This window comes from Pseudomonas pharyngis (assembly GCF_021602345.1).
GTDB lineage: Bacteria > Pseudomonadota > Gammaproteobacteria > Pseudomonadales > Pseudomonadaceae > Aquipseudomonas > Aquipseudomonas pharyngis.
In genome coordinates this window covers 1-15,127 of the sequence record NZ_BQID01000011.1, presented here as the reverse complement: position 1 = coordinate 15,127, position 15,127 = coordinate 1, and the positions used below count along the sequence as shown (strand labels likewise).

Below are 15,127 nucleotides of genomic sequence, written 5' to 3'. Positions count from 1 at the left end.
GCCCCTATTTTAAGTGAGCCCCGTCAAAGCGCAGTGCCAGCATCGTGGAATATCCCCACTTTCCTCACCACCGTTTCCGGGTAGAATGCTCGTTCGCATGCGGCCATGAGGGCTGCACGGGCGACTCACGGGGCCGCCCTCCATCCCTTTAGTGTGGAAGATCCTGCCGATATGTTTGCGCCTTTGTTAAAGAAACTTTTTGGAAGCAAGAACGAGCGTGAAATCAAACGCATGCTCAAGACGGTGCAGCTCGTCAATGCCTTCGAAGAGAAGATGGTCGCCCTCTCGGACGATCAACTGCGCGCCAAGACCGCAGAGTTCAAGGACCGCATTGCCAAGGGGGAGACCCTCGACAAGCTGTTGCCCGAAGCCTTCGCGGTCGCCCGTGAAGCCGGCAAGCGTGTCATGGGCATGCGCCACTTTGACGTCCAGCTGATCGGTGGCATGACCCTGCACGAAGGCAAGATCGCCGAAATGCGCACCGGTGAGGGCAAGACGCTGGTGGGTACTCTGGGCGTTTACCTCAACGCGCTGTCCGGCAAGGGCGTGCACGTTGTGACCGTGAACGATTACCTGGCCCGCCGCGACGCCAACTGGATGCGTCCGCTGTATGAATTCCTCGGTCTGAGCGTCGGCATCGTGACGCCGTTCCAGCCGCCGGAAGAGAAGCGCGCCGCCTACGCCGCCGACATCACCTACGGCACCAACAACGAATTCGGGTTCGACTACCTGCGCGACAACATGGCGTTCAGCATGGAAGAGAAATTCCAGCGCGAACTCAACTTTGCCGTGATCGACGAAGTCGACTCCATCCTCATTGACGAAGCGCGCACCCCGCTGATCATTTCCGGTCAGGCCGAGGACAGCTCCAAGCTGTACATCGAGATCAACAAGCTGATCCCGAAACTCAAGCTGCACGTCGAAGAAGTCGAAGGCGAAGTCACCCAGGAAGGCCATTTCACCGTCGACGAGAAGACCCGTCAGGTCGAACTCAACGAAGCCGGTCACCAGTTCATCGAAGAGCAACTCGCCAGTGTTGGCCTGCTGGCTGAAGGCGAGAGCCTGTACTCGGCGCATAATCTGGGTCTGCTGACTCACGTTTACGCCGGCCTGCGTGCGCACAAGCTGTTCAACCGCAATGTCGAATACATCGTGCAAGACGGCCAGGTCGTGCTGGTTGACGAGCACACCGGTCGCACCATGCCGGGTCGTCGTCTGTCCGAAGGCTTGCACCAGGCCATCGAAGCCAAGGAAAACCTGAATATCCAGGCCGAAAGCCAGACTCTGGCATCGACCACGTTCCAGAACTACTTCCGTCTATACACCAAGCTGTCCGGCATGACCGGTACCGCTGATACCGAAGCATTCGAATTCCACCAGATCTATGGTCTGGACGTTATGGTCATTCCGCCGAACAAACCGTTGGCCCGTAAGGACTACAACGACCTGGTGTTCCTGACCGCCGAAGAGAAATATGCGGCGATCGTCAACGACATCAAGGAAAGCATGGCTGCCGGTCGTCCGGTGCTGGTGGGTACTGCGACCATCGAAACCTCCGAGCACATGTCCGCATTGCTCGTGAAGGAAGGCATCGAACACAAGGTTCTGAACGCCAAGTTCCACGAAAAAGAAGCTGAAATCATCGCGCAGGCCGGTCGTCCGGGCGCACTGACCATCGCTACCAACATGGCCGGTCGTGGTACCGACATCCTGTTGGGCGGCAACTGGGAAGTTGAAGTCGCGTCGCTGGAAAACCCGACCCCTGAGCAGATTGCCCAGATCAAGGCCGACTGGCAGAAGCGTCACCAGCAAGTGCTGGAGTCCGGCGGTCTGCAGGTGATCGCGTCCGAGCGTCACGAATCCCGTCGTATCGACAACCAGCTGCGTGGCCGTGCCGGCCGTCAGGGTGACGCCGGTTCCAGCCGCTTCTACCTGTCGCTGGAAGACAGCCTGATGCGTATCTTCGCCTCCGACCGGGTGAAGAACTTCATGAAAGCCCTGGGCATGCAGCCTGGCGAAGCGATCGAACACCGCATGGTGACCAACGCCATCGAGAAGGCACAGCGCAAGGTTGAAGGCCGCAACTTCGACATTCGCAAGCAACTGCTCGAGTTCGACGACGTCAACAACGAACAGCGTAAAGTGATCTATCACATGCGTAACACGTTGCTGGCTGCGGACAACATCGGCGAAACCATCGCTGACTTCCGGCAGGACGTGCTGAACGCCACCGTCAGCGCGCACATTCCGCCGCAATCGCTGCCAGAGCAGTGGGACGTGGCCGGTCTGGAAGCGTCGATCGCCAGCGACTTCGGCGTGAAGCTGCCGATCCAGCAATGGCTCGACGAAGACGATCACCTGTACGAAGAAACCCTGCGCGAAAAGCTGATGAACGAGCTGATCGCCGCGTACAACGAAAAAGAAGACCAGGCTGGCGCCGAAGCCCTGCGCTCGTTCGAGAAGCAGATCGTGCTGCGCGTTCTGGACGACCTGTGGAAAGACCACCTGTCGACCATGGATCACCTGCGTCACGGTATCCACCTGCGTGGTTATGCGCAGAAAAACCCGAAACAGGAATACAAGCGCGAGTCCTTCACGCTGTTCTCCGAGCTGCTGGATTCGATCAAGCGCGACTCGATCCGTGTGTTGTCGCACGTTCAGGTTCGCCGCGAAGATCCGGCCGAGGAAGAGCAACGCCTGCGTCAGGAAGCCGAAGCACTGGCCGCCCGCATGCAGTTCGAACACGCTGAAGCGCCAGGTCTGGATCAACCGGAAGCACTGGTCGGTGAAGAGGTCGATGTGGCCCTCGCCACCGCCCCGGTGCGCAACGAGCAGAAGCTGGGCCGCAACGAACTGTGCTACTGCGGTTCGGGCAAGAAATTCAAGCATTGCCACGGGCAGATCCAGTAAAACCCGTTTCAATCGCTGAAATACCCGCGCCGCGACCGGCACCAGCCGTCGCGGCGTTTTGCCATTTACACCACCGTCACTACGCTTGGCGGTGCTGACATCATTGAGTAAGGAGCGCATTCATGGCTGTTGGTCTTGGTCCTTTGCCAACGTTGCACCCGGTTGCCGGTTTTGAACTCGGTATCGCTTCGGCCGGCATCAAGCGCCCGGGGCGCAAGGATGTCGTCGTGATGCGTTGCGCCGAAGGTTCCACCGTGGCGGGCGTGTTTACGTTGAACGCTTTCTGTGCAGCGCCGGTGATCCTGGCCAAGAAACGCGTGCAGAACGCTGTGCGCTACCTGTTGACCAACACCGGCAATGCCAACGCCGGCACCGGCGAACCGGGCCTGGCCGCCGCCGAGCGCACCACCGCCAAACTGGCTGAACTGACCGGCGTGGATGCCAGCCAGATCCTGCCGTATTCCACTGGCGTGATCGGCGAGCCGCTGCCGGTCGAGAAGATCGAAGGCGCCCTGCAGGCCGCGCTGGACGACCTGTCGGAAAACAACTGGGAAGCCGCCGCCACCGGCATCATGACCACCGACACGCTGCCAAAAGGCGCCAGCCGCCAGTTCCAGCATGATGGCGTGACCATCACCGTCACCGGCATCAGCAAGGGCGCGGGCATGATCCGTCCGAACATGGCGACCATGCTCGGTTACATCGCCACCGACGCCAAAGTCTCCCGCGACGTGCTGCACAACCTGATCCTGGACGGCGCCAACAAGTCGTTCAACCGCATCACCATCGACGGCGACACCTCGACCAACGACTGCTGCATGCTGATCGCCACCGGCAAGGCTGCGCTGCCGGAAATCACCCGTGCCGAAGGCGAGCTGTTCACCAAGCTGAAACAAGCCGTGTTCGAGGTGTGCATGGACGTGGCCCAGGCCATCGTGCGTGACGGCGAAGGCGCGACCAAGTTCGTGACCGTTGAAGTCAACGGCGGCGGCAATCACCAGGAATGCCTGGACGTCGGCTACACCGTGGCCCACTCGCCGCTGATCAAGACGGCACTGTTTGCGTCCGACCCGAACTGGGGCCGAATCCTCGCTGCCGTTGGTCGGGCCGGCGTGCCGGACCTGGACGTAAGCAAGATCGACGTATTCCTTGGCGAGGTGTGCATCGCCAGCCGTGGCGCCCGCGCCGCGACTTACACCGAAGCCCAGGGCTCGGCGGTGATGCAACAGGAAGAAATCACCATCCGTATCGAACTGGGTCGCGGCGATTGCAGCGAAACCATCTGGACCACCGACCTGTCCCACGAGTACGTGAAGATCAACGCCGAATACCGCACCTGATCCCTGCCGAAGAAGGAGGTCTGCGGACCTCCTTTTCTTCTGTCCCATGAAAGGACCCGAACATGAGCCTTCACCTGATCATCGGCGACAAACTGCTTTCCTCCTGGTCCCTGCGCGCGGCACTGGCGCTTGAACTGACCGGCGCGCCCTACACCGAAGAACTGGTCAAACTCGGCAAGCCCGACACCCGCGAGCGGTTGCTTACCCATTCGCCGACCGCCAAGGTGCCGCTGCTGAAAACCGCCCGCGGCACCATTGCCGATTCGCTGGCGATTGCCGAATACCTGGCCGAACAGTTTCCTTCCGAGCAACTCTGGCCGACCGATATCTTCGCCCGAGCCCAGGCGCGATCCGCCTGCGCGCAGATGCACAGCGGCTTTTTCGCCATGCGCAACCACATGCCGTTCAATCTGAGCCATGACGCGCCGCTCAACCCGGTGCCGCCGGAAGTGAAGGTCGACATCGAACGCATGCTCGCGCTGTGGGCCGAATGCCGCGCCGCCGCGAATGAACCGGGGCCTTACCTGTTTGGTCGGGTGTCGCTGGCCGATGCGTTCTTCGTCCCGATTGCCGTGCGTCTGCGCACCTATCAGGTCAAGCTGCCGGCCGATGATCAAGCCTATGTTGAAACCGTCTACCAATGGCCAGCCTTCAAGGCCTGGCAAAAGGCCGGACTGGAGGAATTGCAGTCGTGAAACGTGTACACGTCGCCGCCGCCGTCATTCGTGATGGCAGCGGCAAAATTCTGATCGCCCGGCGTGCCGATACCCAGCATCAGGGTGGCCTGTGGGAGTTTCCCGGTGGCAAGGTCGAAGCCGACGAGTCGGTGCAAACCGCACTGGCCCGCGAGCTGCACGAAGAGTTGGGCATCGTTGTCGGCGCTGCCCGGCCGCTGATCAAAGTGCGCCACGATTACCCCGACAAGCAGGTGTTGCTGGATGTCTGGGAAGTGTCGAGCTTCACCGGCGACCCCCATGGCGCCGAAGGCCAGCCTTTGGCCTGGGTTTCCGCCAGAGCGCTGACGGATTACGAATTCCCGGCGGCCAACCAGCCGATCGTCGCGGCTGCGCGTCTGCCCGCTGAATACCTGATCACCCCGGAAGACCTGGAAACCCCGGCCTTGCTGCGCGGTATTCAGAAGGCGATTGCCGGCGGTATCAAGCTGATCCAGCTGCGTGCGCCCAATGGTTATGACCCGAAGTACCGCGATCTGGCGGTGGATGCGGTCGGCCTGTGCGCCGGCAAGGCGCAGTTGATGATCAAGGGCCCGTTCGAGTGGCTGGGCGATTTCCCGGCCGCTGGTTGGCACATCACCTCGGCGCAGCTGCGCAAGTACGCGGCGGCAGGGCGTCCGCTGCCGGCGGAGCGCTGGCTGGCGGCGTCCTGCCACAACGCGGAAGAGCTGGCGCTGGCCGAGCAGATGGGTGTGGATTTCGTGACCCTGTCGCCGGTGCAACCGACCCTGACTCACCCGGATGCGCAGCCGTTGGGCTGGGAGCAGGCATCGACGCTGATCGAAGGTTTCAGCAAGCCGGTGTTTCTGCTGGGCGGAGTCGGACCGGCGGAGCGTGAAAAAGCGTGGAATGCCGGGGCTCAGGGTGTGGCGGGGATTCGAGCGTTCTGGCCTGAGGCCTGATTCTTTATTGAGGCTGATGTCCCTTCGCGAGCAAGCCCGCTCCCACGGTTGATTGCATTGCCGCAGGAGGAACTCGATCAACTGTGGGAGCGGGCTTGCTCCGGGCGGCGTTCCGACGAAGGCGTCCTGTTCGGCGCTACACCTCTGAAGGTTTCGCCGCCGGCTGCCACAGGATTTCTGCAACACCCTGGCGCCGCGCAATCAACCTCGCCGCCACAAATAACAGATCTGACAAGCGATTGATAAACGCCAGGCCAACCCCGGCCAACGGTTCGATCGCATTCAAATGCTGGCAACGCCGCTCGGCACTGCGCGCCAGGCTGCGACAGACATGGGCCTGGGCAATCAGCATCGAACCGCCCGGCAGAATGAAATTCTCCAGCGGCCCCAATTCTTCATTCCAGACATCAATAGCGGCTTCCAGCCGTTCGATTTCTGCTGTGTTCAATGCCTGATACTCCGGCATCGCCAGTTCACCGCCAAGGTCGAACAAACGGTGCTGGCAGGGCACCAACACATCGATCAACTCATTCAGCCCTGGGCAGGTTTCGCGCTCGGCGATCAATCCGGCCAGCAGCACGCCGACCTGACTGTTCAGCGTATCGACCTCGCCAATGGCCTCGATGCGCGGGTGATCCTTGGGTACCCGGCGGCCGTCGCCCAGTCCGGTTTCGCCCTTGTCGCCAGTGCGGGTGTAGATTTTCGACAAGCGAAAGCCCATGGTTTACCTCGGTAGTTGATTGGTTTCGGCGGCGATGGGCGCCGGTTGCGCCAGCGGCAGACGCAGGGTGAAGCAGGTGCCTTGCCCTGGCGCCGACTGCACTTCCATTTGCCCTTTGTGGTTGTTGGTGATGATGAAGTACGACACCGACAGCCCGAGGCCCGTGCCCTGGCCGATTTCCTTGGTGGTGAAGAACGGCTCGAAGGTGCGCTTGCGCACGTTCTCGCTCATGCCGATGCCGTTGTCCTCGACCTGAATCTCGGCCCATGGCGGATTGAGCCGGGTGCGCAGGGTGATTCGCCCTGGCTCGCTGTCATCTTCGCGCTGGTGGATCGCCTGCGCGGCGTTTTTCAGCAGGTTCAGCAGCACCTGTTCGAGTTCGTTGGCCGTGCCGGGCACCGGGCCCAGCGCCGGGTCGAACTGGCGAATGATCGCCTGACCCTTGAAGTCGAAGCCGATGGCCAGGTCAAAGTCGTTACCGGCGATTTCCACGGCTTGATCGATCAGCGCCGGCAGGTCGCACGGCGCCATCTGGCGGTTGCTGCGGCGACTGAAACTGAGCATGTGCGTGACAATTTTCGCCGCCCGCGCGCCGGCCTGCTGGATGCCGTCGAGCAGTTGCGGGACTTCCCGGCCTTGCAGGTAGCGGTTCACGGTATCGAGTTCGATGCCCAGTTGCTCGGCCTGCTCGAGGTTCTTCGGCAGGTCTGGCGACAGGCGTCGGCGGATGTTCTGCACGTTGTGCAGGATCGCCCCCAGCGGGTTGTTGATTTCGTGGGCCATGCCGGCGGCGAGGCCGCCGACCGACAGCATTTTCTCCGACTGCACCATCATTTCTTCCAGCGACAGGCGCTGGGTGATGTCGTCGATGCGGATCACCACGCCGCGCCCGGCGCCGCCCATCAACGGATAGAAGGTCAGGGCGTAGTGCTTGGGCTCGTCGTCCTTGAACCACGTCACCCGCTCGATTTTCGCCACCGTGTGCTGTTCGACGGTCTGCTTGAGTTGCGGGAGGAACGGCTTGAGCGGCTCGAACGCGAGGAAGATCGGCTGGTTCAGCGCTTCGTCCAGCCGGGTACCGGAAAGGGCGCTGGCCTCCTGGTTCCATTGGGTGACGTAGAGCTGTTCGTCGAGGGCGATCAGCGCCGAGGGCATGGAGTCGATGATGCTGTTGAGGTAGTTCTGGAACCCGGTGAGTTTTTTCTCGATCTTGCTGCGCACCTGGACTTCCAGTTCCAGCTTGCGGTTGGTGTGGCGGGTTTCTTCAGCCAGACCCTGGGCCTGATCGTAAGCTGCTTGCGAGTCATCGCGGGCGCGCTTGAGTTGCTGCTCCCGGGCCTCGATGCGCGAGAGCATGGTGTTGAACGCTTCGGCCAGACTGCCGATTTCGTCATGGTTGCCCCGGGAGGCACGCAGGGCGTAGTTCTCTTCGCGGGTGACCTGGCGGGACAGTTCTTCGAGCTGATGGATCGGCCGGGTGATCAGGCGTTTGATTTGCCGGGCGATAACCAGCCACAGCAGCACACTGAAAATCAGAATCCCCAGACTCGCCGTAAGCGTGCCGGTGTAGAACGCCACCGGCAGCTCGCTGCTGGCCACCAGTAACAGATGGCCTGGCGCAGTGCCGGGGCGGGGCAGGGTGATGAGTTGGTTGCTGCGGAACTCGGTCAGTTGCCAGGCTTCGATGTGCCGGTAGCGTTCCGGCAGGTTGAGTTTGTCGCCGTGCTGCAACTGCGCCAGGCGTTCACCTTTGCCGTCGTACAGAGCCGCGGCACGCAGCGGGGAATAGCTGTCGAGCTCCTTGAGCAAACGCTCGGCGCTTTGTGGCGACTGCAAGGCGTCGGCCACCAGGCTCGGGTTCGACACCAGCCGGCCGATGGTCTGCAACGCCTGGGGCGCCATGCTTTCCTGGGAAATGTAATAGGCGGCGCTGATAAAGGTCAGGTTGGCGACCAGCAACACAGTGGTCAACAGCACCAGCAGAGCGGCCAGCAGTTTCTGGCCGACCGGCAGGTTTTCAAGACGCTGGCGCAATGGCATCAGGTTTATCGCAGCAAAGGAACAAGTGGCCAGCGTAGCCGCTGCTCAGTCGACGGGCAATCCGAGACTGTGCAGATGAGCGCTCAGGCGCTCTTGCAATTGCTTGAGATGCGGCAGGTTCAACTGATGACGCTCTGCAACCTTGCAGGCGTGGCCGAGCAGATAACTGATCTCGGTGCGGCGTTTACTGGCCACGTCCTGATACATGGACGAGAAATTCGCCGCCGTGGCCTGGATCACCCGTTCGACTTCCTGTTGCAGGTTGTCCGCCGCGGTCGGTTGCCCGCAGCGTTCGAGCAGTTCGGTCAGTTCGCCGCACAGGGTGGCGACCTCGCAGTGATGTTGCTGCAAGCCGCCGTTGCGGCAATCGTGCAGCACCGTCAGCGGATTGATTGCACAGTTGAGTGCCAGCTTGCGCCACAGACGGGTGAGGATGTCGGCGCTCCATTCATGGGGGATTTTCGCCGCCTCGAGATCGTCCAGCCAGATCGGTGCTACCGGATGACCGGCGTCCCCTAGCCAGGTGTAGCCATGGCCTGCGAACACCACGCGCCAGTCGCCGTCGCGAAAAGCGCCTTCGGTGCTGGAGGCGCTGATACAGCGGGCCTGCGGGACTCGCGCGGCCACGGCTTCCTGGCTGCCGAGGCCGTTCTGCAAGAGGATCAGTTCGGCGTCCGGTGCCAGGCGATGGGCAAGCCCGGCTACGGCCTTTTCGGCGTCGTAGGCCTTGCAGGCCACCAGCAGGCGGCGGATCGGTTCGGGGCTGTCCGGGGTTTCGCCAGGGATGGCGTAGCTGCTGGCCACGCCTTGCTCGACGAGGGTCAGGCCGCCCGCCGTCGCATAGTCGTGCAAGCGGTCAATGTCGCGCAGGATCAACCGAACCGGCAGGCCGGCCCGGGCCAGGCGTGTGGCCCAGAGCGTGCCGAGACTTCCGGCGCCGAGGACGTGCCAGGGGGTGGACATCAGTTTTTCACTCGGTAAGGTACTGGCATGCAAGGCTCGCCGTGTCGGTGGGAAAAGACCCGTTATAATGAGCCCGATTTTAACCGCAAGCCAAGCGCGCCGCGTCCCGTACGAGCGCGCCTTTTTATTGGAGAACTTACATGCCGTCGTTCGACGTGGTATCCGAACTGGACAAACACGAACTCACCAACGCGGTCGAGAACGCCGTGAAGGAACTCGATCGTCGTTATGACCTGAAAGGCAAGGGCAGCTTCGAATACAAGGAAAAGGACCTGACCGTCCACCTGACCGCTGAAGCCGATTTCCAGCTGGAAGCGATGATCGAGATCCTCAAGCTGGCCCTGGTCAAGCGCAAGATCGACGTGCAGTGCCTGGAAGTCAAAGACTCCTTCGCCTCGGGCAAGCTGATGAAGCAGGACGCCGTCCTCAAGGAAGGCATCGACAAGGAACTGGCGAAGAAAATCGTCGGCCACATCAAGGAAGCCAAGCTCAAGGTGCAGGCTGCCATTCAGGGCGAGCAGGTACGTGTGACCGGCAAGAAGCGTGACGACCTGCAGGAAGCCATCGCGGCCCTGCGTGCCAAGGAATTCGGCATGCCACTGCAGTTCAACAACTTCCGCGACTAAGCTTTTCGGTCGGGAACCTCTCGGCGTTAAATGCGTCCGAGGCCCAAGCAACGGCAGAAACGATTGAGCCCTGTCCGGTTCGGTCTTTCTGCCGCTGGTTTTTTACAGCCCGGGAAGCCGGCAATCAGGAGATAAAAGATGGATTTGAATGCTGAGGTGGACAACCTGGTCAAGGCGTCCCAGGCGTGGATTCCGATGATCATGGAATACGGCAGCCGTGTGCTGCTGGCGGTGATCACCCTGGCCATCGGCTGGTGGCTGATCAACAAGGTTACGCAAAAGCTCGGCGGCCTGCTGGCCCTGCGCAATGCCGACCTCGCGCTGCAAGGTTTCATCAGCAGCCTGGCCAACATCATTCTCAAGGTGCTGCTGATCGTCAGCGTGGCGTCGATGATCGGCGTCGAGACTACCTCGTTCGTCGCGGCAATCGGTGCGGCCGGCCTGGCCATCGGTCTGGCGTTGCAGGGCAGCCTGGCGAACTTCGCCGGCGGCGTGCTGATTCTGCTGTTCCGTCCGTTCCGCATCGGTGACTGGATCGAAGCTCAGGGTGTGGCGGGTACCGTCGACAGCATCCAGATCTTCCACACCGTGCTGCGCACTGGCGACAACAAGACCATCATCGTCCCGAACGGCAACCTGTCGAACGGCATCATCACCAACACCAACCGTCAGCCGACCCGCAAGGTTGTGTTCGACGTAGGTGTGGATTACGAAGCCGATCTGCAAAAGGCCCGTCAGGTGCTGCTGGATCTGGCCAAGGATGAGCGCGTTCTGCAGGATCCGGCACCTCAGGCCGTTATTTCGACACTGGGTGACAGTTCGATCACTGTTTCTCTGCGCGTCTGGGTTAAAACGGCGGATTACTGGGATGTGATGTTCATGTTTAACGAACAGTCGCGTGATCGTTTAAAGACTGCAGGCATTGATATTCCTTTTCCACAACGAGTGATTCGTGTGGTGCAGGAATCGGCAGTGTAATGATAGGTTGCTAATTAATTGCCTGACTTATCGGTCAGGCATCTATTACAAGTGACAGGCAATAAAAAAGGCCCATCCGAAGATGGGCCTTTTTGTTTTGTTACCGCAACTAACTCGGTGCGATTACAAAATCGACAGCGGGTAGTCGACGATCAGACGGAACTCTTTGGTATCGCCTTCGCCTTCGTCGGCGTTAGCGAAGTGCCAGGCTTGACGAATACGGAAGGACAGGTCTTTGGCCGGGCCAGACTGAACTACGTATTTGGCTTCGAAGTTGGTTTCGTTGTGTTTGCCATCTTCGCCATACAGACCAGCGTAGGCGCTGCCTGCTGGAGTGTGGGTGCCGTCGATGTCCCAGCCTTTAACGTAGCGGGTCATGAAGCTCAGACCTGGAACGCCGTACTCGGCCATCTTGATGTCGTAACGGATCTGGGCAGATTTCTCGCCAGGACCGTTGAAGTCAGAGTACTGGATGGAGTTGGCGAGGAAGATCGAGTCGCCGCCACGGTTGTTCTTGCCCACGCCGATGTAGTCGAACGGAGTGTCGCCGTTGACCTTCTGGAAGGCCAGGGTGATGGTGTGCGCTTTCAGGAACGAGAGAGCGGTGGCCAGGGAGAACGCGGTGTTGCTGATGTCACCGGCTTTCGCGCTACCGGTGTCGGTGGTGCGATAGATGTTGAAGTCGGTGTTCAGCGAGGTGTCACCACCGAACGGAGTGGTGAGGTTCACGTTGGCGTAGTACTGGTTCCAGATGTCTTCCAGTTTGGCGCCGTAGAGCGATGCGCTCAGGTTTTCGGTGATGCCGTACTTGCCACCGAAGTAGTCGATGGTGTTGGCTTCAACGCCGGCGTAGGTCGCGTACAGACCGCCTTCACGGGAGTTGCGGTCCTGGCTGGTTGCCGAGTAGAAGTGACCGGCTTCGAGGTCAAGGTCTTTGATCTCGCTGCTCTGCAGTTGGAAACCGCTGGCAGTTTGCGGAAGGATACGGGAGCCGCCGACAGCGAACACCGGAGCGGTGCTAGGCTGCATGTCACCGATTTTCAGCTCGGTTTTCGATACGCGGAACTTGATGGCAGCGCCGGCTTTGCCTTGGCTGTCGTCAGGGTCGCGGGAACCGTTTGCATTGAATTCGTTGCTGCGGCTCATGTTGCCGGAGCCGCTGGTGCCGGCGCCGCCGTCCAGTTTGATGGCCAGGTAGCCGAACGCATCAACGCCGACGCCAACAGTACCTTGGGTGTAACCGGAGCTGAAGTTGCCCCAGATACCCTGGGTCCAGTCTTTAACGTCACGGGCACCGTCTTTGTTGTCACGGTTGAAGTAATAGTTGCGAATCAGCAAGTCAGCTTTCGCGTCTTCAACGAAGCCTTTCGCTTCAGCCTGGTCACTTACAAACGGGGCGGCCGTAGCCATTTGAGTACTGGCTGCTGCAGCAACTGCCAGTGCGATCATGCTCCACTTCATCACGCGCATCGTGATTTGCTCCTTTGGTTTTAGAAGAGTACTGCCGTCCCACCTGTTTTATTATCTGGGCGGCTCTTTCTTTTTGTGTCGGCGCAAACTTATATCACGCCGACCATGTTGGCGATACTTGCGAATCCAACCTTTCAGCTTCTTTACGAGCGTGTCGCAAACGGCTTGGTAGATGTCGCAAATTTACAGTCCAAATGCAATGGGACTGACAACTTCAGCGCTGTTTTACAGAGCTTGAGCATCGGTAAAAAAGAGTCCCTTGGCAAAACGCTTGAATCTCCATCGGGCAACCCTGCCACTGTTTTTATGGGGCTCAAGGCATCCACTTCTTGTGGTGCGCTTATAGTCCATATGGGTATGAATGCAACAAGCGTGCACAAATCGCTGAATTGTTCCGGTTTTTTTCAAGGTGCTCGTCTGATGCTGTAAAAACCTCATAAAACCGGGGGCTTCGAGGGCCTTTCGAACAGGCTTGACGCCATCCTTCGCATGGTGTTGCTCCCTGAAAGTCGCAGCGCGACAACCAAAAACGTTACCGGTTCACCCCGTCAGTGAGTATTCGGCGGATGCCCGACGCACTGAGCGTAGACGTGCTGTGCGGTTTTGGTGCAAAAAATTTCAATGGCTGTACTGAATTCATACAGTTGAGCGGTTGAAGGGCCGTAAACGCCACGATATGACCCGGTCCTTGCGCCGTGTTCATTGGCAGGTTCCGTACTGGTGCGCTCGAGCTGCAAATGGCTCATTCCGGGGCGCTGGAAATCCTTGCAGTAGCGCATTCGCCGTGAAGGACTCCACAATCGCAGGTATGCTGCCGTCCAGTCGTTTGGCGCGCTGCTTTCGCAGTGGGGCGCTAAGCTGAAAACAGGTCAACCGCCGGGAGTGCGCGCAGTGTTTGCTTTAGATTCACGACTTCAACAGGACACCCTGACCATCGGCGATTTCCCGCTCTGCCGACTGCTGTTGTCCAACGATGCCAACTACCCGTGGTTCATCCTGGTGCCACGCCGCGACGATATCAGCGAGTTGTTTCAGTTGGATGTCGCCGACCAGCAGCGCTTGTGGCAGGAAACCACAGCCCTGGCCGAGGTACTCAAGGACTCCTTCGACGCCGACAAGATGAATGTCGCGACCCTGGGTAATGTTGTCAGCCAACTGCATATGCATGTCATCGTGCGTAAACGGGACGATGCCGCCTGGCCGGCGCCGGTCTGGGGTAAGCACCCCGCCAAGCCTTACAATGCCGAGCAAGTGGCCGCGATCCGCGAGCGCCTGCGTCTGGTGCTGGACGACGATTTCACCTTTCTGGAGGGCTGAGTCATGAGCCTCGAACAACGTGTTACCGAGCTGGAAAGCCGCCTGGCGTTTCAGGACGACACCATTCAGGCATTGAACGATGTGCTGGTGGAGCAGCAGCGGGTGGTTGAGCGTCTGCAATTGCAGATGGCAGCTGTACTCAAGCGTCAGGAAGAGATGGTCGGCCAGATCGGATCCTTTGAGGAAGACGCGCCGCCGCCACACTATTGAGAGGCGTGCGGGCATGCTCCCGTGAAAAAAAACGCGCATTAAAAAACCGCGAACAGCCAGGCTGTTCGCGGTTTTTTATTGCCGGGAGGCGTGAATCAGCGACGCGGCAGGGCGGCGATCACGTCTTCGGCCTGCAGGCCCTTGTCACGGTTCATCACCGAGAACTCCACGCGCTGGCCTTCGACCAGAACGCGGTGGCCTTCGCCACGGATGGCGCGAAAGTGCACGAAAATATCATCGCCGGAATCCCGGGAGATAAAGCCGAAGCCCTTGGAGGTGTTGAACCACTTGACGGTGCCGGTATCGCGGTTGCTCATGTCGTAGCTTTGCGTAGCGGCGGCCGGTGAGGATTTATAAAAGCTGACGGCCAGGTGCAGGACCACGGCAATCAGTGCAATCACCAGGCTGAACAGTACGGCTGGCTGGCCGGCGATGACAGGCATCGGCGCGATCAGGGTCAGGGTTTGCAGGACGACGGTCAGGACCAGCAAGGCGCTGACCAGGTTTTGCAGATGCTGGCGCGGACCTTTGTTCCAGTAAGGGATGACTGGCGCAAGGATCAGGTTCAGCAGGCCGAAAAAGGCCAGGTAAAGTGCATCGGGTTGTTGCAGGTAAGGTACCGCTTCGGACTTCAGGCTAGGTATGAAGGACAGCAGCAAGGCTGCTGCGCCCATTAGCAGGTGGACGATTTTCAACATTTTTATTGACTCACGTTATGACGGCTCACAAGGAAGAGCTGAAGGCGCACGGTTCGCTTCGGAACAATAAAGAGGCGTTGGACACGTACCCGGCATCAGCCTATGCGCAGGCCCGGAAAACGGGGCGTAGCGACACACTGCCTATTTAACAGCAAAGCCTGCGGGTACTCAAATTACGCCGGCCAGCGGCAGGCGTCGGACGATTTGTCGCGTCTATC

At 59.9% G+C, this 15,127-nt stretch carries 14 protein-coding genes; 9 read left to right on the top strand and 5 right to left on the bottom strand.

The genetic code is table 11. The features are described 5' to 3' along the window. Nucleotides 1-171: 171 nt before the first annotated feature. The 4 genes from secA to L6D74_RS21585 all read left to right on the top strand — a co-directional run bounded on the left by secA (nucleotide 172) and on the right by L6D74_RS21585 (nucleotide 5,886). Nucleotides 172-2,910 (top strand): preprotein translocase subunit SecA, encoded by a 2,739-nt coding sequence (secA, locus tag L6D74_RS21600; RefSeq protein ID WP_064599018.1) that lies wholly within the window; start codon nucleotides 172-174, stop codon nucleotides 2,908-2,910. Between the two features lie 122 nt (nucleotides 2,911-3,032). Then, entirely contained in the window at nucleotides 3,033-4,250 is a 1,218-nt protein-coding gene (gene argJ / locus L6D74_RS21595; RefSeq protein ID WP_039765981.1) for a bifunctional glutamate N-acetyltransferase/amino-acid acetyltransferase ArgJ, read from the top strand. Nucleotides 4,251-4,312: 62 nt separating this feature from the next. Then, entirely contained in the window at nucleotides 4,313-4,945 is a 633-nt protein-coding gene (locus L6D74_RS21590) for a glutathione S-transferase family protein (protein ID WP_236190293.1), read from the top strand. Continuing rightward, nucleotides 4,942-5,886, top strand: coding sequence for a Nudix family hydrolase (locus L6D74_RS21585; protein WP_236190292.1), 945 nt, complete (start codon nucleotides 4,942-4,944; stop codon nucleotides 5,884-5,886). The genes L6D74_RS21590 and L6D74_RS21585 overlap by 4 nt, the downstream gene beginning before the upstream one ends. Nucleotides 5,887-6,022: 136 nt before the next feature. Here L6D74_RS21585 and L6D74_RS21580 read toward each other — a convergent pair whose 3' ends face one another. Genes L6D74_RS21580 through L6D74_RS21570 form a run of 3 tightly spaced genes read right to left on the bottom strand, consistent with a single transcriptional unit; the run spans nucleotide 6,023 to nucleotide 9,610 of the window. Then, on the bottom strand, nucleotides 6,023-6,607 hold the full coding sequence (locus L6D74_RS21580; protein ID WP_236190291.1) for a cob(I)yrinic acid a,c-diamide adenosyltransferase: 585 nt from the start codon (nucleotides 6,605-6,607) through the stop codon (nucleotides 6,023-6,025). A gap of 3 nt (nucleotides 6,608-6,610) precedes the next feature. Then, complete coding sequence (locus L6D74_RS21575; protein ID WP_039765991.1) at nucleotides 6,611-8,647, bottom strand: sensor histidine kinase; 2,037 nt, start codon at nucleotides 8,645-8,647, stop codon at nucleotides 6,611-6,613. Nucleotides 8,648-8,692: 45 nt separating this feature from the next. Continuing rightward, nucleotides 8,693-9,610, bottom strand: coding sequence for a putative 2-dehydropantoate 2-reductase (locus L6D74_RS21570; protein ID WP_236190290.1), 918 nt, complete (start codon nucleotides 9,608-9,610; stop codon nucleotides 8,693-8,695). Between the two features lie 140 nt (nucleotides 9,611-9,750). On the opposite strand from L6D74_RS21570, the gene L6D74_RS21565 reads away from it, so the two are divergent. Together L6D74_RS21565 and L6D74_RS21560 are read left to right on the top strand one after the other, a co-directional pair. Continuing rightward, the gene (locus L6D74_RS21565; RefSeq protein ID WP_011335651.1) at nucleotides 9,751-10,236 is read left to right on the top strand and encodes a YajQ family cyclic di-GMP-binding protein; all 486 of its coding nucleotides are present in this window, start codon (nucleotides 9,751-9,753) and stop codon (nucleotides 10,234-10,236) included. A gap of 138 nt (nucleotides 10,237-10,374) precedes the next feature. Continuing rightward, nucleotides 10,375-11,214 carry a mechanosensitive ion channel family protein gene (locus L6D74_RS21560; protein ID WP_064599011.1) on the top strand — a complete coding sequence of 280 codons (840 nt, stop codon included), beginning with the start codon at nucleotides 10,375-10,377 and terminating at the stop codon, nucleotides 11,212-11,214. Between the two features lie 123 nt (nucleotides 11,215-11,337). On the opposite strand, the gene L6D74_RS21555 is transcribed toward L6D74_RS21560, so the two are convergent. Further along, nucleotides 11,338-12,684 (bottom strand): OprD family porin, encoded by a 1,347-nt coding sequence (locus L6D74_RS21555; RefSeq protein WP_236190288.1) that lies wholly within the window; start codon nucleotides 12,682-12,684, stop codon nucleotides 11,338-11,340. Nucleotides 12,685-12,759: 75 nt separating this feature from the next. On the opposite strand from L6D74_RS21555, the gene L6D74_RS21550 reads away from it, so the two are divergent. The 3 genes from L6D74_RS21550 (at nucleotide 12,760) to L6D74_RS21540 (ending at nucleotide 14,211) form a co-directional block, all read left to right on the top strand. Continuing rightward, on the top strand, nucleotides 12,760-13,113 hold the full coding sequence (locus L6D74_RS21550) for a hypothetical protein (protein ID WP_236190286.1): 354 nt from the start codon (nucleotides 12,760-12,762) through the stop codon (nucleotides 13,111-13,113). Between the two features lie 462 nt (nucleotides 13,114-13,575). Further along, on the top strand, nucleotides 13,576-14,001 hold the full coding sequence (locus L6D74_RS21545) for an HIT family protein (protein WP_236190284.1): 426 nt from the start codon (nucleotides 13,576-13,578) through the stop codon (nucleotides 13,999-14,001). 3 nt (nucleotides 14,002-14,004) lie between these two features. Next, the gene (locus tag L6D74_RS21540; protein WP_039766003.1) at nucleotides 14,005-14,211 is read left to right on the top strand and encodes a SlyX family protein; all 207 of its coding nucleotides are present in this window, start codon (nucleotides 14,005-14,007) and stop codon (nucleotides 14,209-14,211) included. A 95-nt stretch (nucleotides 14,212-14,306) separates the two neighbouring features. Here L6D74_RS21540 and L6D74_RS30005 read toward each other — a convergent pair whose 3' ends face one another. Beyond that, nucleotides 14,307-14,909 (bottom strand): cold-shock protein, encoded by a 603-nt coding sequence (locus L6D74_RS30005; RefSeq protein ID WP_064599005.1) that lies wholly within the window; start codon nucleotides 14,907-14,909, stop codon nucleotides 14,307-14,309. Between the last annotated feature and the right edge of the window lie 218 nt (nucleotides 14,910-15,127).

Excerpts from the sequence above, each read along its gene's own strand:
- secA (WP_064599018.1), top strand. The coding sequence starts at position 172 with ATGTTTGCGCCTTTGTTAAAGAAACTTTTTGGAAGCAAGAACGAGCGT.
- argJ (WP_039765981.1), top strand. The coding sequence starts at position 3,033 with ATGGCTGTTGGTCTTGGTCCTTTGCCAACGTTGCACCCGGTTGCCGGT.
- L6D74_RS21590 (WP_236190293.1), top strand. The coding sequence starts at position 4,313 with ATGAGCCTTCACCTGATCATCGGCGACAAACTGCTTTCCTCCTGGTCC.
- L6D74_RS21580 (WP_236190291.1), bottom strand. The coding sequence starts at position 6,607 with ATGGGCTTTCGCTTGTCGAAAATCTACACCCGCACTGGCGACAAGGGC.
- L6D74_RS21575 (WP_039765991.1), bottom strand. The coding sequence starts at position 8,647 with ATGCCATTGCGCCAGCGTCTTGAAAACCTGCCGGTCGGCCAGAAACTG.
- L6D74_RS21570 (WP_236190290.1), bottom strand. The coding sequence starts at position 9,610 with ATGTCCACCCCCTGGCACGTCCTCGGCGCCGGAAGTCTCGGCACGCTC.
- L6D74_RS21565 (WP_011335651.1), top strand. The coding sequence starts at position 9,751 with ATGCCGTCGTTCGACGTGGTATCCGAACTGGACAAACACGAACTCACC.
- L6D74_RS21560 (WP_064599011.1), top strand. The coding sequence starts at position 10,375 with ATGGATTTGAATGCTGAGGTGGACAACCTGGTCAAGGCGTCCCAGGCG.
- L6D74_RS21555 (WP_236190288.1), bottom strand. The coding sequence starts at position 12,684 with ATGCGCGTGATGAAGTGGAGCATGATCGCACTGGCAGTTGCTGCAGCA.
- L6D74_RS21540 (WP_039766003.1), top strand. The coding sequence starts at position 14,005 with ATGAGCCTCGAACAACGTGTTACCGAGCTGGAAAGCCGCCTGGCGTTT.
- L6D74_RS30005 (WP_064599005.1), bottom strand. The coding sequence starts at position 14,909 with ATGTTGAAAATCGTCCACCTGCTAATGGGCGCAGCAGCCTTGCTGCTG.